Annotated in this window: 18 protein-coding genes and 3 pseudogenes; 4 read left to right on the forward strand and 17 right to left on the reverse strand. The window is 58.4% G+C overall.

Annotated features, from left to right (window positions below):
* Nucleotides 1-127: 127 nt before the first annotated feature.
* From GNZ12_RS35465 to GNZ12_RS35490, 6 genes and pseudogenes are all read right to left on the reverse strand, one after another.
* A pseudogene (locus GNZ12_RS35465) lies at nucleotides 128-1096 on the reverse strand (alginate export family protein); the annotation flags it as partial.
* 222 nt (nucleotides 1097-1318) lie between these two features.
* Nucleotides 1319-1447 (reverse strand): annotated as a pseudogene (locus GNZ12_RS35470) (DUF1275 family protein); the annotation flags it as partial.
* Between the two features lie 74 nt (nucleotides 1448-1521).
* Nucleotides 1522-2439, reverse strand: a pseudogene (locus tag GNZ12_RS35475) (VOC family protein).
* Nucleotides 2440-2465: 26 nt separating this feature from the next.
* Nucleotides 2466-2915, reverse strand: a complete 450-nt coding sequence (locus tag GNZ12_RS35480) for a DoxX family protein (RefSeq protein ID WP_172316692.1) — start codon at nucleotides 2913-2915, stop codon at nucleotides 2466-2468.
* Complete coding sequence (locus tag GNZ12_RS35485) at nucleotides 2900-4786, reverse strand: amidohydrolase (RefSeq protein WP_172316691.1); 1887 nt, start codon at nucleotides 4784-4786, stop codon at nucleotides 2900-2902. The genes GNZ12_RS35480 and GNZ12_RS35485 overlap by 16 nt, the downstream gene beginning before the upstream one ends.
* Nucleotides 4786-5076, reverse strand: a complete 291-nt coding sequence (locus GNZ12_RS35490) for a XapX domain-containing protein (RefSeq protein ID WP_172316633.1) — start codon at nucleotides 5074-5076, stop codon at nucleotides 4786-4788. Before GNZ12_RS35490 ends, GNZ12_RS35485 begins: the two co-directional genes overlap by 1 nt.
* A 513-nt stretch (nucleotides 5077-5589) precedes the next feature.
* On the opposite strand from GNZ12_RS35490, the gene GNZ12_RS35495 reads away from it, so the two are divergent.
* Both GNZ12_RS35495 and GNZ12_RS45145 read left to right on the forward strand, forming a co-directional pair.
* On the forward strand, nucleotides 5590-6279 hold the full coding sequence (locus GNZ12_RS35495; RefSeq protein ID WP_172316634.1) for a hydrolase: 690 nt from the start codon (nucleotides 5590-5592) through the stop codon (nucleotides 6277-6279).
* Nucleotides 6280-6329: 50 nt separating this feature from the next.
* Nucleotides 6330-6638, forward strand: a complete 309-nt coding sequence (locus GNZ12_RS45145) for a DUF1427 family protein (RefSeq protein ID WP_172316635.1) — start codon at nucleotides 6330-6332, stop codon at nucleotides 6636-6638.
* On the opposite strand, the gene GNZ12_RS35505 is transcribed toward GNZ12_RS45145, so the two are convergent.
* Nucleotides 6620-6898, reverse strand: a complete 279-nt coding sequence (locus tag GNZ12_RS35505; protein WP_172316636.1) for a YciI family protein — start codon at nucleotides 6896-6898, stop codon at nucleotides 6620-6622. The genes GNZ12_RS45145 and GNZ12_RS35505 overlap by 19 nt on opposite strands.
* 335 nt (nucleotides 6899-7233) lie before the next feature.
* Between GNZ12_RS35505 and GNZ12_RS35510 the strand changes: the two genes are divergently transcribed.
* Complete coding sequence (locus GNZ12_RS35510) at nucleotides 7234-7422, forward strand: hypothetical protein (RefSeq protein ID WP_172316637.1); 189 nt, start codon at nucleotides 7234-7236, stop codon at nucleotides 7420-7422.
* Between the two features lie 23 nt (nucleotides 7423-7445).
* Here the strand turns inward: GNZ12_RS35510 and GNZ12_RS35515 are convergent, their stop codons facing one another.
* Nucleotides 7446-8234: an alpha/beta fold hydrolase gene (locus GNZ12_RS35515; protein ID WP_268959078.1), complete on the reverse strand. Its 789-nt coding sequence runs from the start codon at nucleotides 8232-8234 to the stop codon at nucleotides 7446-7448.
* Nucleotides 8235-8603: 369 nt separating this feature from the next.
* Here GNZ12_RS35515 and GNZ12_RS35520 point away from each other — a divergent pair, with 369 nt between their 5' ends.
* Nucleotides 8604-9401 (forward strand): helix-turn-helix transcriptional regulator, encoded by a 798-nt coding sequence (locus GNZ12_RS35520; protein ID WP_172316639.1) that lies wholly within the window; start codon nucleotides 8604-8606, stop codon nucleotides 9399-9401.
* 64 nt (nucleotides 9402-9465) lie between these two features.
* Here the strand turns inward: GNZ12_RS35520 and GNZ12_RS35525 are convergent, their stop codons facing one another.
* The 9 genes from GNZ12_RS35525 to GNZ12_RS35565 all read right to left on the reverse strand — a co-directional run bounded on the left by GNZ12_RS35525 (nucleotide 9466) and on the right by GNZ12_RS35565 (nucleotide 19320).
* Nucleotides 9466-10425: a fumarylacetoacetate hydrolase family protein gene (locus GNZ12_RS35525; RefSeq protein WP_172316640.1), complete on the reverse strand. Its 960-nt coding sequence runs from the start codon at nucleotides 10423-10425 to the stop codon at nucleotides 9466-9468.
* A 162-nt stretch (nucleotides 10426-10587) separates the two neighbouring features.
* Nucleotides 10588-11877 (reverse strand): MFS transporter, encoded by a 1290-nt coding sequence (locus tag GNZ12_RS35530; protein WP_172316641.1) that lies wholly within the window; start codon nucleotides 11875-11877, stop codon nucleotides 10588-10590.
* Nucleotides 11878-11979: 102 nt separating this feature from the next.
* Complete coding sequence (locus GNZ12_RS35535; protein ID WP_172316642.1) at nucleotides 11980-13182, reverse strand: acetamidase/formamidase family protein; 1203 nt, start codon at nucleotides 13180-13182, stop codon at nucleotides 11980-11982.
* 48 nt (nucleotides 13183-13230) lie between these two features.
* The gene (locus GNZ12_RS35540) at nucleotides 13231-13794 is read right to left on the reverse strand and encodes a GlcG/HbpS family heme-binding protein (protein WP_328806109.1); all 564 of its coding nucleotides are present in this window, start codon (nucleotides 13792-13794) and stop codon (nucleotides 13231-13233) included.
* A 173-nt stretch (nucleotides 13795-13967) separates the two neighbouring features.
* Nucleotides 13968-14300, reverse strand: coding sequence for a hypothetical protein (locus tag GNZ12_RS35545; protein WP_172316644.1), 333 nt, complete (start codon nucleotides 14298-14300; stop codon nucleotides 13968-13970).
* A gap of 147 nt (nucleotides 14301-14447) precedes the next feature.
* Complete coding sequence (locus GNZ12_RS35550; RefSeq protein WP_172316645.1) at nucleotides 14448-15578, reverse strand: YncE family protein; 1131 nt, start codon at nucleotides 15576-15578, stop codon at nucleotides 14448-14450.
* 108 nt (nucleotides 15579-15686) lie between these two features.
* A complete protein-coding gene (locus tag GNZ12_RS35555) occupies nucleotides 15687-16805 on the reverse strand; it encodes a porin (RefSeq protein WP_172316646.1) in 1119 nt (372 codons plus the stop codon).
* A 539-nt stretch (nucleotides 16806-17344) separates the two neighbouring features.
* Nucleotides 17345-18352 carry an ABC transporter permease gene (locus tag GNZ12_RS35560; RefSeq protein ID WP_172316647.1) on the reverse strand — a complete coding sequence of 336 codons (1008 nt, stop codon included), beginning with the start codon at nucleotides 18350-18352 and terminating at the stop codon, nucleotides 17345-17347.
* Nucleotides 18349-19320 carry an ABC transporter permease gene (locus tag GNZ12_RS35565; RefSeq protein WP_172316648.1) on the reverse strand — a complete coding sequence of 324 codons (972 nt, stop codon included), beginning with the start codon at nucleotides 19318-19320 and terminating at the stop codon, nucleotides 18349-18351. Before GNZ12_RS35565 ends, GNZ12_RS35560 begins: the two co-directional genes overlap by 4 nt.

The raw sequence follows: 19320 nt of genomic DNA on the forward strand, positions 1-19320 counted from the left end.
TGGAAGCAGGCCAAATACCACTGGCGAAACTTCGTCACCTGGACGAAGGAAACCATCGATGACGAAGTTCGCAACCTGCTCGGCGCATACGGCACCAAATTTCAAATCAATTTCGCCTGAACACTTAATAACCGTTCGGGAAAAGCGGATTGAAGGTCTCGACGCGGCCGTCGTTCAAATGGCGGTCACCGGATGCCGCATCAACCTGCACACCGAATCGCGGCTTCCAAGGCGAATCGAGCGTGTAGCCGAACAGCGAGCCAACCGCCCATGCAGCAATCGTCTTGTCGCCGACGTGGCCCGTTTGGTACATCGACTCCACGTCCCAATCTGTGGCAGCGATTTTCCCCGTATATCGCAGGTCAAACACGTTGCGATGCTCATCGCCTTGCGCATCAAGGAACCGTGCACCGTCACGAGTGTAAAGCGAATAATATCCAGACAGGTCTCCTGGCCCCACGCCCTGCCGTTCGAAACGCACGCCGCTAAAGGTCAAATGGCTATTCGACGTGTCGTCGAATGCCTTGACGTCGCTGTACTGAACAGGTTGAGTCAGGTAACCGATGAAGCGCCATTTCTGGTACTCGTAATCGGCCCAGATAGCGTCGTACGCCTGGCGTACGTTCGGACCGTCGCGAACGGAAATGAACCGTTGAAGGTCGAATGCCATTTCCTGGCGGCCGACGCGGAATTTCACCGTTCCGGGCCCAAGCGGACTGACCCACGCAACAAATGCCTGTTCCAGATCGAGCGGATTCTTGTCAACAGGGGTCACCATATCCTTGCCGAACGGCCTGGCATCTTCGAGTTGCACAAAGAACTGAAGGTACGGGCCAATACGCGCATCGGCACTGACCTGCGCGCGCTGGATCACGTAGGTATCCGAATGTCCCGAGCCGATGCCGAATAGAGGCGCATCGTTGACCTCGAGGCGCTCGCGCAGATTGGCCCCGAGCGACAGATACGAATATGGGTCAGCTCCGAGCGGGATATATTTCAGGCTGTCCAATGGCTTGCGGGGCACACAGGGATTCTTGAGAACGGACCAATCTTCTTCCCAGCGATTGAACATCACGACCGGCCGCTTGGCGTCGCACGTATCAGTCGGCGTGTCGGTCCGCTGAGATGGTTGCCCCTCGTTATCCGCCCGCGTGTCCTCACAGAACCCGAGCGCAAGCCCTGCAATGGCAATCCCTATATATGCCGCGAGTTGCATCCCACCTGGCCTCCCGCCGTGTCAACATTGTTCTTCCTGCCTCTATGGAGTGAAGTGCTGCGTCACCCAACACCCCACGCACTCTTCGGATGCCATCAAGTCACCGTCGATGCCACCACCAATGAGCACGAAGTTCCCCGTCACGTCCGCGGTGAACAGGCCGAACAGCGCGACAAAGCTGAGCGTGTCGACATAACCAGCAGTCGCTGAGAGCAAACTATCGTCATTCATTGCTCACCCTATGGAGAAGCGTTAGCGAGGATTCGCCTCTCGAATATCGACGCTCCTTTTGTCGTGACGCTGTCCTATTTCGCAGCCGCGTGAATTTCCGCGATGTATCCGCCCGGGAACTGGACGATTGCCGATTCTCTCCGGTCCGACGTGAAAGGCTGCACGAGAACCGAAACACCAGCGGCCTGAGCCTTCTTCATGGTGTCATCGAAGTCCTTCACTTCATACCCCGTCATCTCGCCCCCTTATGGGTACGGCAGATGTCCATCGGTCACAAAGACGGTCATGTTCCCGAATCCCGACGTCAGTCGAACGCGCCGGAAGGTATCGTTCGCCCGGCCGATTTCAACGCCCGGCGCGCTGTGATTGTCGGAAACCACCTTCCCGTGCGAGAACGCGACCCATTTCTGGATGAGTGCGTTCGCACGACCCGGCGAGACGTACACCCGGTTTTCCGGAACGGTCTCGAGCGCCTCGTAGTTCGGAGCCTGCGTGTGCCAGTAGAGCTGCATGTGCACGCCGCCCGGCCAGGAGATGACGGCGTCACGCCCAATCGGGTCCGGAAAAGTATCGACCACGACATCAGCACCGTGAGCCTTCGCCGATTTCATCGCGCCGTCCATATCCGTGACGAGGTAGCCCGTACGCTCGTGACCAAACGGATACGGAATCGGTGTCTTGAAGCCGAACACCGAAATCGTACCCACTGGCGTGAAGACCAGTTGGGACATCGTCTGGCTCGGTGTCGGCGTCACCTGGAAGACGCCTTGGTGCGATTTGTGGCCGCCAAACGTGGCGGCGAAGCTGTCCGTGAACTTGTCGAAGTCCTCCGGTGCCACATACACGTGAGTGGTGTCGTACTGCGGCCTGACAGAGAAAGACGCCGTTTGCGGCGTCTCGATGTTTTGCATTGCGAAAGAAGTCGACGGTGCACTTGCAACCAGAGCGAGAGCAAGCGCAAAGGCGGCACCGAGAGATTGAAAATTACGCATGATGGTGAGTTTCCTGTCCTGTTTTTTTAGACGCGAGAGCGTCGCTCACCACTGGCCACATAGGTGACCATCACGAAGGCGGCAATCAGCCCTAGGTGCTCGAAAAAACTGTTCAACGCGATGAAGCGAGCCACACCTTCCAGACGCCAGAAGTTGTTCGCCACAAGCATTGCCACCACCGTCAATCCAGCCAGCCCTCCCGCTCCGACCCACGTGAACCTGTTGAAGACAATGCACAGGGAGCCGGCTATTTCCACGAAAATTGCCAAGGTAGCCCAAAGCCACGCAGGATGGAGGCCGAAGTGAGCCTGCTCAGCGACCGCGGCGTCGAAATGCATCAGCTTGGTGATGCCGCCAACGAGGTACGCTGAGACGAGACAGATGCGGACCAATGGCATCACCCACGGTTGACGCAGGAGTGCCACTACCCAAGATGGACTGTCCGCCACTGGCCCTCGCCCTAGACCGCCCAGCATGCGCATCCCAGCGCGCCCCAAAAGCCCTTGTAGTCCGACGTCGGCGCATTGCCGAGCCACGCGCGCCGATGGTCGTGACCGTGAACGCCGCAAGCGCGCGCGCAGTCACATGCCGCGGACGCCACCTGCTGAAGCGGCGCGCCGGATGCGTCGCCCTGCTTCCACGCGGCAAACCCGCCATACTTTCGCACGGGTGACCAGTCAGGCATCGCCGGAGGAGGCGGACTATCGTCCAGCGAGACGAATTCGCCCGTCGCATAAACCACCCTGCCGCCCACGACCGTAAGCAAAGACGACGTGCCAGCGATGTCGTCCTCGGCGCAGGCAAAGAAGTCGCGATCAGGGACGATAAGGTCGGCGAGCTGACCCACTGCAATTTGCCCTTTCTTGCCGACCTCATTCGAGAACCAGGTGACGTTCTCGGTCCACATGCGCAGAGCCGTCTCACGGTCCAGACAGTTGCGCTGGGGATAAATGCGCAGACCGCCGACCGTCTTGCCGGTCACCAGCCAGGAGAGGGAGACCCACGGGTTGTAGGACGCAACTCGAGTCGCGTCGGTCCCCGCCGACGTGTGAATCCCCTTCTCGAGCATTCGCGAAACAGGAGGCGTGCCCTCAGCAGCTTTCTCACCATATCGCTCAACGAAATACTCGCCCTGATACGCCATTCGATGCTGGACGGCAACGCCCCCGCCGAGCGCGGCGATGCGGTCCATCGACTTCTCGGTAATCGTTTCCGCATGGTCGAAAAACCAGTTCAAGCCGGCAAGAGGTGTGTCGCCGTTCACCTTCTCAAACACGTCGAGCGCACGACTGATGGTCTCGTCGTACGTCGCGTGCATGCGCCACGGCCAGCGATTCTCCACGAGCACGCGGATGACGCCTTCGAGGTCGCCCTCCATTTCCGGAGGCATGTCCGGGCGCGCCACCCTGAAGTCCTCGAAGTCCGCCGCGGAGAACGTGAGCATCTCGCCTGCGCCGTTGTGCCGGAAGTAGTCGTTCCCGTCCTTATACTTCGACGTCTTTGTCCAGTTGAGGAAGTCTTCCTTCTCACCCTTGGGCTTTTGAGTGAACAGGTTGTAGGCCAGCCTGATGGTAAGCAGTCCCTCAGCGTCAAGCTTCTGGACGACCTCGTAGTCCTCCGGGAAGTTCTGGAATCCACCGCCGGCATCAATGGCTCCGGTGACGCCCAATCTATTCAGCTCGCGCATGAAATGCCGCGTCGAGTTCAGCTGATATTCGAGAGGAAGCTTGGGCCCCTTCGCCAACGTCGCATAGAGGATGGCCGCGTTGGGCTTCGCCAGGAGCAACCCGGTCGGATTGCCCGCGCTATCGCGCACAATCTCGCCTCCGGGTGGCTCAGGCGTGTCCTTGGTGTAGCCCACCACCCGCAGCGCCGCGGCGTTCAGCAGCGCGCGGTCGTAGAGGTGCAGCATGAAAACCGGCGTGTCCGGTGCTGCAGCGTTCAGCTCCTCGATGGTCGGCAAGCGACGCTCGTCGAACTGGTGCTCCGTGAATCCACCGACGACACGTACCCATTGAGGCGGCGGCGTGATAGCCACCTGCGCCTTGAGCATCTCCATGGCAGTCGCCAGTGAGCGCACACCATCCCACCGAAGCTCCATGTTGAAATTCAGCCCGCCACGGATGATGTGGAGATGGTTGTCGATTAACCCCGGAAGAGCTGAGCGTCCCTTCAGGTCGACCGTACGCGTGCTATCGGACTTGAGCTGACTTATCTCGCTGTCGCCGCCGACGGCGATGAATTTACCGTCCTTGATAGCAATCGCAGTGGCAGTTGGCTTCGATTTATCTAACGTCGTGAAACGGCCATTGAAAAGAATCAAGTCCGGCGCATCTTGATGAGGCATCATGAACGTTTCTCCTCAGACGATACTCCCGCCATGGGCCCAGGTCTGCCGGAGTTCCGGCCAGGCAAGGACCCAAACAGGTGTTGATTGCAATGCTCCTCCCTCCAGGCCACGCGAAAGTTGGCGCCGGAAAGCATCTTTCTTGCAACTGGGAAAATTTGCTCGCCTGCGAGTATGCCTAAAAGGCCCACCAGGGCGACGATAGGAGGGGCCGGTGACGGTACGCCAATCAGGCTATAGACCACGCCTACAAGGATTCCAGCCAGCAGCGAAAGCACATACGCTTTCATCGACCAACCCTCCTCTGGTACGCCGCAAGCAACCACTCGCGACGACGACCAAGCCGAGAACGGGAAACACCCTAGGTGTATTCGACGAACCGGCCCCGATAAATGTCGCCCCACCTTGCAACGGCTGGTGACGCGGCCTCAAAGGAGGCGCACCCGCACGACGTATGCAACCCTACGGGCGATACACATACTGACCGAAAATATAATGAGAAGCCGGCTGCCGAAGGACAACGAGTCTGCCGCTTTCATCGCAGCTTATGACTTTCAAGCTGCAAAGAAAAGCATCTTGTTGGCATCGAACCCATACAAAAAACCCTGGTATCGCGCTCGACAGCTTCACATCCAAACAATGTGGACTATGCTTATTTTGGACCACGAGACGGCATTGCTCATGTCTTGTTTTCCAGCGGGAGACACATCGTTATTGGACTCATTGGAACAACGCGAGTGGCTCTTCCGGCGCGCAAATCCGGCGTGACGTTTTGTTAAAACCTCATACGAAGGGATGGCATCATGAGCAAAGAGAAACTGGAGGTGCTTACTCCGACCAACAGCCAGATCATCTTCATCGACCAGCAGCCTCAGATGGCCTTTGGCGTCCAGTCAATCGACCGACAAGTATTGAAAAACAACGTCGTTGGACTGGCGAAGGCGGCGAAGACTTTCAATATCCCGACGACCATCACGACGGTCGAGAGCGAAAGCTTCTCTGGCTTCTCATACCCGGAGCTGCTCGACGTGTTCCCGGACCAGCCCACTCTCGAGCGAACCTCGATGAACTCGTGGGACGACCAGAAAGTCCGCGACGCGCTCAAGAAAAACGCCCGGAACAAGGTCGTCGTCTCCGGCCTGTGGACTGAGGTGTGCAACACGACGTTCGCGCTCTGCGCGATGCTCGAAGGCGGCTACGAAATTTACATGGTCGCCGATGCATCCGGCGGCACGTCGAAGGACGCGCACGACTACGCGATGCAACGGATGGTCCAGGCCGGCGCCGTCCCGGTCACATGGCAACAGGTCCTTCTCGAATGGCAGCGTGACTGGGCGCGCAGAGAAACGTATGACGCCGTGATGAAAATCGCGAGGGAACATTCCGGTGCATACGGGATGGGCATCGACTACGCCTACACGATGGTTCATAAGGCACCCCAGCGCACGGAAACGACGCACGAGTCTCTCGCCACGGTCCCGGCGAAGACCTGACGGGGCGACGCATGCTGAGCTGAAATGCGAGTCCGAGGACTTCTCTACCGATGAAACCTTATATTCTCTCGCTCCTTGGTGGCATTCTCGCCGGCGCGATATACAGCCTGATTCGTGTACGCTCGCCGGCGCCGCCAATGGTGGCCCTCGTGGGATTGCTGGGGATAGTTATCGGGGCTCAAATCATTCCAACTGGACGCCAGCTTCTGGCGAGCACTACGCCTCCGTTTGCAAAGACAGAGATGGTGCAGACGCACACTACACATTCGCCCCCTTCGAATAACGCTGAACTGATTTCGCGCGCGCCCGCAGGTGGGTCAATTCTGGACGGACATCAACTTCAGCCCACACGGCGATGAAAACGGTGAATTCTGACTTCGTCCCAGAGCCCAGCGGCAAAGAGCGGGTCATTGCGATTGAATGCCTCGACTTCCTCCCGTGTCTGCGCCTCCACCAGAAAGAAGCTGCCGATCTTCTTCTCGCCAGCGTCGTCCACTAACGGACCGGATGTGACAATAGCGATCGGCCTGCTCTCCAGATACGCGCGATGCTTCGGGGTATGGGTCTCGCGAAGCCCGAACGCACCTAGCTTATCGGTACAGTAAACGATCCAGTTCATGTTTTGCAGCTCCCTATCAAAGTCGGACAGGACTGGTACGCGCCTGCTAAGCGCCACAAGAATCCTGCCGGGTTTATAGCTTCATTTATCTGAGGCGGGTACGGTAGTGCCCGGATTGCCTGCCGCCTTGTCCTCGGCGCTCTGCAAGTTCTGTGGAGAATTGGCCTGGTCACCGCCCCAGATTGAAGACATGACCAACTTGTTGTCCATAAAACGAATGAATTAAGTTCGATCATTCAGATCGAGCCACCCACAGCTTTCCACTGACCTTCGCGATGAATAGAATATAAAGGGCGTTAAACCGACGCGCTTCAGATCAAGCGGAGAGAATCATCATGAATGTCACTACGCTTTTTGCGGTCGTGGTTTTAAGCATGTCCCTTTTTACGCCAGCCTTTGCCAGTGAGCATATGCATGTGAATCACGACCACGAACACACTCGCTATCAACCGCCCGGCGCGGATCAGAATACATCGACTCAGGCGCCACAAGACAGTAATCAGACTTTGCCGGGGAGCAAGTAAGCTCGAGGAGCGCGTGTCTCGCCTTAGCGTGCATAGCGAAGGAGGAAATCCCGTAACGGCGGATTCACCATATCGGCATGCGTTAAATTCGGCGTGTGTCCCGCCCGGTCGACCAGTATGAGATCTTTGCAATTCGGCAACTGGGCGGCAAGCGCCTCTGCGCAGTCAGGGCTGATGGCGGCGTCGTCGCGTCCATGGAATACGATCGACGTATGGGTAATCTCGCCAAGGCGCGGCGTGATGTCGTCCCTGGAGACAAGGGCATTGACCGGATGTTCGAAGTGATCCGCGCTAGCGTTCATCCATTTCTGGATCCATGCCGATGCCGCGTACTCGGGACCGAACAGAAACGCCGACAGATTCTGCGCGACATTTTTCGACCCATTGCGCGTCCATTCCGCTTTCAACTCTTCGAAAGACTGCTTGACCGCTTCGGAATCTACATCGCTTCTTGTCGATATCAGGGCGATCGCCCGAAAGCGATCCGGTTCCAGCAACGCCGCGCGCATCGATACGAAGCCGCCTTGAGACATGCCCACAAGCGACGCCGAGGCGACCTCCAGATGATCGAGCAAGGCAATGAGATCCTGCGCGGAATCCCAGTAGCTAAAGGGCCGGGTCGTGGCTCCCGTTGCCCCGAAACCTCGCTGGTCCCAAACGACGCAACGGAACTCGGCCTGGAGGTCCGCAATGTTCGGCTGGAACATGTCGCCGTCCATCAGAAAACCGTGGCTAAAGACAACGACAGGCGCCCCGGAAGGGCCGAACTCATCGTATGCGAAGCGTATCCCTTCTCGTTCAAAAAACGGCATGCCAACCCCTACTTTCGAATAACGCGGTGGATTCAATATAAGCCGAGTTCCGCTGGAACACCTGACCGAAAGCGCCGATTGTTTGTCAGATCGTCCTGACTTTATAAACCTCCCTCCATGTCAGCGCAGGTTTCTACCCATTGACTGCACTCCTTACTTTTGATTAAGTGACGTCTACGAGAATTTTCAATCGACTGGCTCGCCGCAAGATCTCGCCGCTTACGGAAGCGTCTTTTTTGTATTCATGGAATCCGGCAAAGCGCAATGCACTGCCTCGTTCCACGTGGAGAAATGTTGGGTATGACGACAATACCGATTGATGGAGACAAACCCGTCTGGATTTTGCAAGGAAGTTTCGGGCGCGCAACGGTGAACTTGATTAGCCGTCCGCTTGTCGCTCACGCTCACTCCCAATACCAGTTCCTTTTCAAGCTCGGCGGAAGCAACTGCAATTTCCGCATCGGCGCAGACGATTGCGCGCTTACAGCGGAGCGGGCAATCTGCCTGAATCCGTGGGTCGAACACTCGAAGAGCTGCAGCGGCGAAGAACCTTCCTTGATCCTTTCCCTCGTTATCGAAGCCCCCTGGCTGCGCCAGCAATTGAAACTCGCTGAAAACGGCACCGCGAGCATCTTCCCGAAGGCTGAAGTCGTCGTCACGCCGGACGTGCGGCATCACGTGGATCGTATCGCCGCGGTGATCACCAACCACCTGGTCGCGCAGGACGACGATTGCATGCCCATTCTTGCGGATCTGGTGACCGCACTCAGTCGCGATTTTGCCGATCCTGCGTTGACGGCCAGCATCATCCCGTCAGGCAGACCGATCGATTTTCGCATCCGCAAAGCGGTGGATTTCATCAAGCACGCGTCGGTGACGAATCCCACCGTTGCTCAGGTCGCGGCTCAAGTCGGCCTATCCAGGTCGAGATTCTTCCAGCAATTCCGGCTATGCATGGGTATTTCACCGCAGCACTATATCGATTGGGTCCGCATGTCTCATGCGATCCAGCTGCTCGGAGCTAGCGATAAACCGCTTTCGGATATAGCGGAAGAGTTGGGGTTCGAAGAACACAGCCACTTCACCCGCTTCTTCGCACAACACATGGGTGTGCCACCCAGTGAGTTTCGCAGGCATTCGGTGACACTGGACAATCAGAGCGGCTGAGCGGAGGTGTGGGGCCTCGGACGATCCCCACACCATCTAAAATCCAGAATTGCTTTAGCCCGAATCAGGCCGCGGACTTCTGTACCGCGTAACCACTTTCACTGATGGACTCGTCGGCGGCTACCGGATTGCCAAGCACGCCCAGTCCATCGATCTCGACCTCGACCCAGTCACCCGCCCGCATATGCACCAGACCCGGTGTCGGAAAGGGACCGTACTGACGCGAGAGATCATTGCCCTCGACATCATCCGGCTGAGGCTTCAACGCGCCAGGCGTGCCCATCGCAATCAGGTCGCCAGGCCGCAAACGATAACCCTGACTCAGATAGCTGATGACTTGCGCAACACTCAGCAGCATATCGTCGAGAGGTGCGCTCTGACGAAGCACACCATTGATGCGAGTCTTGATCGTGTGCGTGGCAGGATCGCCAAATTCGTCAGGGGTCATCAGCCACGGCCCATAGGACCCGGATCCTTCGAAATTCTTGCCGAGGCCGAATTGACGATTGTGCATCTGGAACTCGCGAACCGATCCTTCGTTGAGGCAGGTGTAACCCGCCACATGTTCCAGCGCTCGCTCCACCGGTATATAACGTCCAGGCGTGCCGATGACGACGCCTAGTTCGCCCTCATAGTCGAACGCGCGTGCAACAGATTCCTGCGGCGCCAGAATCGGTTCGCCGGCGCCGACATAGGACGCAGCGGTGCGCATGAAAAGGTGCGGATACTCCATCGACGTTTGAAGTCCCGTTTCCGCGATATGGCTCTTGAAGTTCAACGCCAGGGCCCACATCGCGTTCGGGCGGTCCAGGAAGGGCTTGAGTGTGACGTCAGCGAGCGCGCGATCGCCGCGGCGTCCTTGTGCGGCTTGTTGCAAGCGCGTTAGCCCATCCTCCTGCTCCAGGATTGAAATGAGGCTGGACGGCAGGTCCGGCGCAATGTCGGAGACGGCGACGAAATGAGTCGGGCTGGTAACGATGCCGAGTGCGAAGCGGCCACCGTCGGCGTAAGCAATAATCTTCATGATCGAGAATGCCTTTGCATTGGATTAAAAAGCTGGATGTGCAGTCTGAATGTTGGCGCGCGGTCCCATGTGCATCGTTGGCGCCAGCAGCGCGCTGGCGTCTTCGAGCGTTCGCGCGTCCAATTGACGATTTGTCAGTGAGGAAGCATGACGTGGCGAGTCTCAGTTCTCCGCCACGGCGCTGTCGGGAAACTTTTGAACTGCTCTACGACCGACCAACGATAAGGCGCCGAGCGCGAGGATCGCAGCACCAGCGGGCACTACGGCGGTGAGGAGAATATCGCGCACCGGCCAGCCGAGCGACAGCAAGCCTCCGCCAATCGCCGGCCCAACGAAGGAACCGACCCGCCCGATCGCATGCCCCCAGCCCACCCCGGTGGCGCGAATCTCCGGCGGATAGAAGGCGACTGCGAGCGCCGTTTGGCCCATGATGCCGTTGACCAGCCCGGCGCCGATCACACCGATGAACAGCAGCACGATGGCCGGCGTCACCGCCACCTGGCTGAGGCTGCCGATGCTGATAATCACCAGCAGCAATCCCACAACCAGCGCCGATTTCACCCTGAGCCTGCCGGCAAGCGTCATCATCGTGACAGCCAGCGTCATCAGGACGTTGCCGCTCAGACCACCGATACTGAAGGCCGCCATGCCGACCGACGCATGGTCCGCCGAGAAGCCGAAGTCGACCAGAAGCGTCGGCACCCAGAACAGCAAGGCATAGACGTCCATGAAAATCAGGAATGAAAACAGCCACAACAGGCACGTGTAGGCGCCCAGACCATTTTCGAACAGCGCCTTGAGCGGGTTAGACACACGCACGGCGGCGGCATCCGCGGCCACCGGGCTGCGCGCGGGGAGGATGCGAAAGAACGCAAGAACCAGCAGGAAAGGCAGGACACCGCCGGTCACAAAGATCGATTGCCAGCCGAAGTGACTCATCAGAGGACCACCGGCCACGCCGCCCGTGACCGCACCCACGGACATGCCGGTCGTCACGAGCAGGGACGCCGCCACCTTATGCTTCGCGCCAATGATGCCGGCCGCCGCCGTAATTGCGATCGGCAACGCCGCGCCCAAACCGATGGCCGCCGCAAGGCGCATGACGGACAAGCTGGCGATATTGCTCGCGTAGGCCGTCGCGAGCGTGCTCCCGGCGAACAGCACAACACTCGCGACGCCGATGAAACGGTGTCCGAAACGTTGCGCGAGCGGACCGGAAATCATGAAACCAATCGCTGCGCCAACGTTCGTCGCCACGAAAACGGTGGTGAAGAGCGCCGGCGCCAGGTGCCATTCATGAGCGAGCTTTGGCACGACAAAGGAGATCGACGTGGTGTTGAATCCGTCCAGAACGATCACCAGGAAGCACACCAGCAGGGCCAGCACGGGCCCTGCCCGGCGTGTTTTCGCCTGGCCGCCCTCGATGGACGGCTTCGGGTCTTTCGTATTCATCGGATCATCTCCATTGCAACTCGTACACGGGCACACGACCCGGCTGACATGCCGTCGCCACGCGTACGCAAACATCTATTGAACTGACGCACCATCATGAATTCAGGCCCGTGTGAACGCTGCGATGCGTTGCTGAAGCGCGGGGGTAAAAATCCGCTTGGGAAGCATGCAATGAATACCCTTGGGCGGAATGGTCGAGTAGACCGTTCCGGTCTGATTGGCGTATTGCGTCACACGGAAGCTGCCTGCCACGCTATAGATTCCGTAGCAATCTTCCAGTGCAATACCGGTGGCCGCGGACAGCCAGCCGATCATCTGGCGCAGGCAGGCAACCAGCGAATTCTCGAGGGAGTCGGAAAACCCGAAACCGATCCAGTGGTCAGGTGTCTCCGCCATCGGCACATTCAGCGCAGCGCCCTTGTGCACGATGTACTGAATACGCATCTCTTCGAAGGCCGTCTCAATCGAAGTCTGATCGACGTTACCCTCACCGGACGCTCCCATGGAGCCGCCCGTCCACACCCGAGCGCCGCTCACCTGCACCGGCAGGAAAATCGATGTGTCGACACCCAGCACGGCACAGTCCAGATTGCCGCCGTAGTTACCCGCCAGATTGGCGCTGATGGGTTTCTCGCCGCCCGGTTGCGTGGCGATATACGCCTGAAATGGTTTCAGCGGAATATTGACACCCGGTACATACGCGGCGGCCGTCCTGTCCTTGTCGAATTTCAGATAGCGCAGGTAAGGCTTGAAATCGTGCGGCAATGCGCCGACGCCGGGGGGCGCGGAATTCCAGCCCCAGTCGATCGGCCGCATCTTCAACATACGGCATTCGACCAGATCGCCCGCTTCGGCACCGATGATCGAAACCGGCCCAATCAGCGAGAAGGGACCGTTGGGGTACTTCTTGCGGATCGGCTCGCGCTCCTTGAAGTTCATCCCATACTTTGCCTCATTGCCCCAGTTGGTCCACGTGCCGTCATACCAGACGGTATCGCCCGACTTGATCGTGACCGCCGTCGGCGCGCTGGGCTCGATCTGCCCGACCCTGACCGTGTCCAGCGACGGCACCAGTTTGATGGTCTGACCTTCGCGCGAGGCTGCCGCAACAGCCGCCTCCTGCGACGTGCCACTTTGCGCGCGAGCGGCGCCGGACAAACCTAAAGCGCCCGCCGCAAACGCACCGAAGCCAAGCTTCAGAATCGATCGGCGGCAAGCGTCGGTAGCATCATGTGTCGATGCATGCTTGTCGTCCATGGCGCCTGTTACGCCCACTGCATCGCGTTGTTCTGTTTCGCGTTTCATGAAAATCTTCCCAATATCGTTTCTATCGTTTCAATAGGACACGACGTGTCATCGCACAGTCGTTGCACCGATTGCTTCAATCGCACCCTTGACGACCTGATCATCGATCTCAGAGGGCGCACCACTCGCGCCGACGGCACCTAACAGATGCCCGTCGGCAAAGACCGGAAACACACCCCGTCCCGGCAGAAACGGGGCGAAATACCCCACGCCGGAAACATTGCTGTACTCCGAAGGATCGTCCTTGAAACGCTGCTCCAGCGTCGCACCGGACTGACCACCGAGCGCAACGGACGCAAAGGCTTTGCCGCGCGCGAAATCAACGCTGACAAAGGGCGCGCCGTCCATGCGCACGGCCATGATGACGTGACCTCCCGGGTCGAGCACGGCGAAACTCATCGCCAGATGGCGGCTCTGCGCGGTTGCCGTTGCGATTTCAACGAGCTTCATTGCCTGCTTCAGGCTCAGCGAATAGCTTGCGAGCGGAGACGCTGCCTGTTGCGCTTCAGTCGTGTCGGCAACGCAAACGTTGCTCAGAAAAGCGAAGCATGCTGAACCAAGTAATGCGGCCAATACGGCCTTTTTTGACGGAAATGACCGACAGAATCTCAAGCTAGTCTCCTCTTCATGACACCTCGAGCTGCGCTCGGTAGATGAAGCTTATGCCGGGACCCACGAGTCGCTATAACCAGAAAGATCGCGCGCTTACCAACACGTCCGATAATTTTTGATCGGGCTTATCGCTGAGGACGCAGTCCCCAGCGCCGCCCTTAAAGCTGATCGTGTTATTGACCTGATGCGGATGCCGGCGTAGCGGGTTTCGATGCAGCGGCCTTGCGCTCCGCGTCCGTGAGATTCTGCGGATAGTTATCCTGATTGCCTGACTCTCGATAACCGTTCTTTTCGAGTGCCTTCAACTCGGCGTTCTTCTTTTCCCGGCGGGCCTTGCGCGCAGCCTTCCGCTGAGCTTTGGCGATCTGCTTTGGCGTCGATGCGCTCATCGATGAGGACGCCTGCTCCCCATTAGCCGGTTGTTGAGCCATCGCCACAGGCGCCTCGATAAGCATCAAGCCAAGCGATGCGACGAGTGCAGCTGAAACTGCACGAAACTGGACCATGATTGAGTCTCTTTGAAAGTTGGATTACTGAGGGCGGAGGGAGCGTGTGATACAAGCTGCCCCAGGACCGTTTGACGAAGTCCTGGGGCAACAGTCCGACTGCGAGTCACACGCGTCAAACGACTGCCGGCTCGTTTATTGGCTCACTTACTCGGTCGCGAACACCGCTACGCCGGCGCCTGCGAACTCCTCCGAGTGGCCCGGTCCGTGCGGCACGAAGACACGATGGGACTCACCGTCCACCGCCACCGAGTGCGCGCCCGCCGTGGTCGGAACAATCGCGGCGATGCTACGCGTAGCGGCGTCGATAATGCCGAGCGCCGGGTCGAACTTCGCCGTCTTGCTGCCAACCTGCGAAACGTTGTCAGCCGAACGGTGGCCGGCGGCCACGAAGTAGCGATTGGACACCTGGTCGTACACGACTTCGTCCGCGCCGCCGAACGGCAACTCGGCGACGGTTTGGCCGTTCGTACGGTCGATGATCACCGTGGTCTGCTTGCCACCCTCGTCCGGATCGCATCCGATCAGTGCATCGTTGCCCGGGCCCATTGCGATGCCTGTCGGACCTTCACAACCCTTCAGTGCGAATACGTTTTCGACGACAGGCTTGCCTTCGAGAACCGATGCGGCCGGAATCACATCGACCTCCCCTTTCGGATTGGCCTTCGTACCATCGTTATTCAGCACGAAGTTCTTGCCCTTCGGGTCATACCCGCACGCCTCAAGACCGGTCGAGTCCTTCAACGTGAGCTTGCCGATCACCTCCTGAGTGTCGGTATTGATGAAGGTGGCAAAAGGCGGCTCTTCCGCGCCACTCGAGAACATCACGACATGATGCTCAGGGTCCAGACAGCTCTCATCGGCGCGAATACCGGAACTGCTGACGGTAATGGTCTTAACCAGTTTCTTCGTAGCGACGTCGATCACCTTGACCGAGTTGACGTCCCCTACGTACACCAGCGACGTGCCCGGCAACGGCGTAACCCCCGACGGCCCCGATTTGTCATGGTTGGGTCCAATGCCGGCGAAGTCCGCCTTGATCTGGTCGAGCAGCGTGGCCGTTTTCGTGTCGAACACGTCGAGCGTCGCGTTCGCCCCATCCGCAAGGTAGTACTTGCCGTCCGCCGACGCGCTGATATCGAAGCCGAACGGCTTGGCGCTGGTCACCGGAATATTCGCGAGCCATTTGGGCGCGGTCTCTGCCGCGTTGCTCGCCCACGTATAAGCGCCGATCGCCAAAGTACCCGCTAAAGCCAGTCCGAGGTAGGTACGTTTCATGTGTTGACTCCTCCAATCACTCGTTAAAATTTCCAGCCGCAGCTGGGACGGGGAGCACTTCCCCAATTCGGTTATCGCAACGCAGACGAATCTGCGAAATAGGCGTGGTTAGAAAGCGTGATAGATGCCGACTCGCACGTCTGTCTGCTGACCCGCCAGCGAGGGTTGGAAACTCGCGCCGATGACGGCGTCCACACCGGATGACGCCTTCAGGTAGTCCGAGGAGATGTAGACCTGGGTACGTTTCGACAGCGAATAAAGCGCCGCTGCGGTCACCTGGTTCCACGTGTGACCTTCGAAGCCGGTGTGCTGATAACCCAGAACCAGCTGCGTGGCAGGCGTCACCTGATAGGTCGCGCCAGTTTCATAAACATGCATGACCGAGGTTTCGGTCTGGTACTTCAGGACGGTATCGCTGAAGTTGCCGTAGAGCGTGAAGTCTCCAATCGCATACGACGCACCGATCCCGAACGTCCCCAAAGAGCTGATCTGGAACTCCGGCGCCAGATCGGTCGCAGTATTGTTCGACACAGTGGCGACAGGCACATTGAAGAACGAATGGACACCAATTTGCGCATAGGGGTCGAGCGTGGGCTTGGCCTGGTACGTGTACGCCGCGCCCATCGTGAAAGGTCCGTGAGCGTATTGCAAACCGGCACTCCATCCGCTTCCGTCATGAAAGCTTCCGGCCGTATTGCTAAAGCCGTACATCGCACCAAATGTCAAGCCGCCCCACACGGGACTCGTGTACTTGATGGAGTTTTTCAGGCGGTCATTGTTGGTGTGGTCGAAGTCGCCCTGGTGGATTGCGTAGCCGCTACCGGAGGAGCCCACGTTGAACTGGCCAAAGAAGTCCGCGCTGAAGTCGAACTGATTACCCATTGTCAGCGTGCCGTAGTCGGACTGCAGACCCACCCAAGCCTGCTGGCCAAACAAGGTATTCGGCTGATTGAGTTGACCGTTGTTCAGGTTAAACAGCGTCGACAACTTGAACACGGTCTTGACGCCACCGCCGAGATCCTCGATGCCGGTCAATATCCAAAGATTTGGAAACAGCACACCGCTATCCGCCTTGTAATTGCTGTGACCGCCTTCGTTATCGACGAACGTGATACCGTCGTCCAGTTTGCCCGCCATCGTGATGCTACTCTGCGCAAAGCTCGCACAGCTCAAACCAGCGCTGCACAATCCCGCACCAATGACCGCGGCAATCGTCCTTCTTTTCATGTCTTCCTCACTCGCTCTTAGTAATGGATTCACTGCCAGCCGCTTACGGTTTTGCAGCTCGCTTTTATATATTCGTTCTACGAATCATCAAGGCAGGAAATACGGCCTGAAAGAAATGCTCGATGCACCTGCAAGACGACCCAATCGCGTCGGCCGTTTCCTTAGCCGGCTTTCCGACCCACCACCACGCCAAATCCTTCCTCAAGCTCTATTGATGCAATATTTGCGCAATCGATTGCTTCATAGTGCGTACTGATGTCAGCGCAATTGAGAACACCGTGATCGTTGATCGCCCTGGTTTTCCCTGCGCATTCTCGACCGATCTGGTTTCCTATTGCGTTTTCATCGACCGGATCGTTATCCAGATAATACGGAACATCGGGTTAATCTCCTTGACCTCGAAGTCTCGCCGCTTATCAAAACGTCCGTTTTCGTGACGAATGATGATGGGGTGTAGCAACAACGGCGGCAACGGACAGGTGAGACAACCAACTCAATGGGCGACAAACCACCCTAAGTTCATTTGTCGCCCCGCCGAGTTAGGCAATCCGCTCTTTGCTGCCCCGTCCAAGCACGTCCGCGAGCACGGCAATGAGCAACACGGCACCGACGACGAGAGGCTGCCAGTTTGCGTTGAGGTTAAGGAGGTTCATCCCGTCGATCACGAGCGCGAGAATGAGGCACCCGGACAACGTGCCCAGCAGGCTCCCGGCGCCACCGAAGAGAGATGTGCCGCCGATCAGGATCGCCGCGATAACGGGAAGCAGAAGCGGCTCACCCATCGCTGAATCTGCTGCATTGACCCGCGCGAGATAGATGAGCGCGGCAATCCCGGACATTAGGCCACTTATCGTATAAACGGCGATCTTGCGCCGGCGCACCGGTATGCCTGAGAGTCGCGCAACCTCGCTATTGGCGCCAATCGCATAGATTTCCCGGCCGAAATTGAGCCCTCCTGTGATGATCGTCGCGCAAATCAGCACGAATACCATCATGTAGACGGGCAATGGTATGCCGCCGAGGAATCCTGTGCCCAGCGTTCTGAAGCCGGCCGGAAAACCGTAGATTTCATTACCCCCCATGTAATGGAACGCGAGCCCCTGGACGACCCAAAGCATTCCGTATGTGGCGAGGAACGGCGGCAGCCGCAGCAACGTCACGGCGAGACCATTGAGCAGCCCGATCAGCGTACTGCATGAAAGCGCGGTGACCGCCGCCAGAATCGGCGATCCGCCCGTCTTCATGACACCCGCCGCCAGACAGGCCGAGAGCGTGAGATTGGCCGCGATCGAAAGATCGAAACCGCCGGAAAGGATCACCAGCGTGAGCCCGGAGGCAAGCAGAAACATCAGGCTGGCCTGACGCAGAACATTGAGCAGATTGGGGGCCGCGGAAAACGACGACGTCGCGAAGGTCAATGCCATCCCAATCAGAACGATAAGTAAGGCGCGATAGATCAGCGTGGCCGTTTCCTCGCGGACATGATGACGCACGTCCAGCTGGCTGACGCGGGACCACGTGAAGCGGGCGTTGTTCAGAATACTCATGCTTTCGCTCCATTAACCCTGGACTTGCGCACACTATCGATAACGACGACGAGGAGTACCAGCATCCCGACGGAAACAACCTGAAGGGAAGACTCAATGCCAAGGAGATTCAAGGCATTGCGCAAAACGCCGATCGTCAGCACACCCATGACCGTGCCGAACAACCCTCCTTCGCCACGCTCGAAAGAAGTCCCACCGAGAACCACGGCCGCTATCGCATCGAACTCCATGCCGATTGCCGAGGTCGGCTCTGCCGAATTCATTCGACCGACCAGTACCAGCGCCGCCAATCCGACCATCAAGCCACCGAAGACATAGATCGCAATGTGAAAGACTTTGGCCTTGATGCCGGCGAGAAGCAGCGCGTCCCGATTACCGCCAATGGCGAACACGTAGGTGCCAAACCGGGTGTGATACAGGAGCAGATGGGTCAGGGCATACGCGAGGAGCGCAACGATCACCGGAAACGGAATGCCCAGCAGGGTCCACGCGTAGAGGTGGGAAACGCCTGGGTTCCCGACGACCACCGCGTTGCCGTCCGTCAGCACGAGCGCGATACCTTGGGCGATGCCGAGCGTACCGAGCGTGACAACAAAGGGAGGAAGTCCCAGTTTCGCGATGAGTGCACCGTTGAAGAGACCTGCCAGCATTCCCACCGCCACTGATGCGCATAACGCCAGCGCGATGCCCCATCCCAACCCCAGCGTTTGAGCGAAAACAACCGCGCAAAGACTGAGAAGCGCGCCCACGGAGAGGTCAAGCCCCTCGCTCAAGATGACGAGTGTCATCGGCATGGCAATCATGAAGAGGATCGAGACTTGCAGGCCGATATTGATGATGTTGCCACTCGATGCAAACCCGGGTACACCGAGCATCGCCGCCACCGCGAGCACGGCACTCGCCCCGACAATCGACCGCACCGGCCACCGCTTGCGTATCACATTGACTCTTTCAACCGTTGCTTCCAT

The sequence above is a fragment of the Paraburkholderia solitsugae genome, assembly GCF_013177695.1.
GTDB classification, from domain to species: domain Bacteria; phylum Pseudomonadota; class Gammaproteobacteria; order Burkholderiales; family Burkholderiaceae; genus Paraburkholderia; species Paraburkholderia solitsugae.

What these genes read in the sequence shown, in the direction of transcription:
- GNZ12_RS35480 (WP_172316692.1), bottom strand. Translation starts at nt 2,915, where the DNA reads ATGCTGGGCGGTCTAGGGCGAGGGCCAGTGGCGGACAGTCCATCTTGG.
- GNZ12_RS35485 (WP_172316691.1), bottom strand. Translation starts at nt 4,786, where the DNA reads ATGCCTCATCAAGATGCGCCGGACTTGATTCTTTTCAATGGCCGTTTC.
- GNZ12_RS35490 (WP_172316633.1), bottom strand. Translation starts at nt 5,076, where the DNA reads ATGAAAGCGTATGTGCTTTCGCTGCTGGCTGGAATCCTTGTAGGCGTG.
- GNZ12_RS35495 (WP_172316634.1), top strand. Translation starts at nt 5,590, where the DNA reads ATGAGCAAAGAGAAACTGGAGGTGCTTACTCCGACCAACAGCCAGATC.
- GNZ12_RS45145 (WP_172316635.1), top strand. Translation starts at nt 6,330, where the DNA reads ATGAAACCTTATATTCTCTCGCTCCTTGGTGGCATTCTCGCCGGCGCG.
- GNZ12_RS35505 (WP_172316636.1), bottom strand. Translation starts at nt 6,898, where the DNA reads ATGAACTGGATCGTTTACTGTACCGATAAGCTAGGTGCGTTCGGGCTT.
- GNZ12_RS35510 (WP_172316637.1), top strand. Translation starts at nt 7,234, where the DNA reads ATGAATGTCACTACGCTTTTTGCGGTCGTGGTTTTAAGCATGTCCCTT.
- GNZ12_RS35515 (WP_268959078.1), bottom strand. Translation starts at nt 8,234, where the DNA reads ATGCCGTTTTTTGAACGAGAAGGGATACGCTTCGCATACGATGAGTTC.
- GNZ12_RS35525 (WP_172316640.1), bottom strand. Translation starts at nt 10,425, where the DNA reads ATGAAGATTATTGCTTACGCCGACGGTGGCCGCTTCGCACTCGGCATC.
- GNZ12_RS35530 (WP_172316641.1), bottom strand. Translation starts at nt 11,877, where the DNA reads ATGAATACGAAAGACCCGAAGCCGTCCATCGAGGGCGGCCAGGCGAAA.
- GNZ12_RS35535 (WP_172316642.1), bottom strand. Translation starts at nt 13,182, where the DNA reads ATGAAACGCGAAACAGAACAACGCGATGCAGTGGGCGTAACAGGCGCC.
- GNZ12_RS35545 (WP_172316644.1), bottom strand. Translation starts at nt 14,300, where the DNA reads ATGGTCCAGTTTCGTGCAGTTTCAGCTGCACTCGTCGCATCGCTTGGC.
- GNZ12_RS35550 (WP_172316645.1), bottom strand. Translation starts at nt 15,578, where the DNA reads ATGAAACGTACCTACCTCGGACTGGCTTTAGCGGGTACTTTGGCGATC.
- GNZ12_RS35555 (WP_172316646.1), bottom strand. Translation starts at nt 16,805, where the DNA reads ATGAAAAGAAGGACGATTGCCGCGGTCATTGGTGCGGGATTGTGCAGC.
- GNZ12_RS35560 (WP_172316647.1), bottom strand. Translation starts at nt 18,352, where the DNA reads ATGAGTATTCTGAACAACGCCCGCTTCACGTGGTCCCGCGTCAGCCAG.
- GNZ12_RS35565 (WP_172316648.1), bottom strand. Translation starts at nt 19,320, where the DNA reads ATGGAAGCAACGGTTGAAAGAGTCAATGTGATACGCAAGCGGTGGCCG.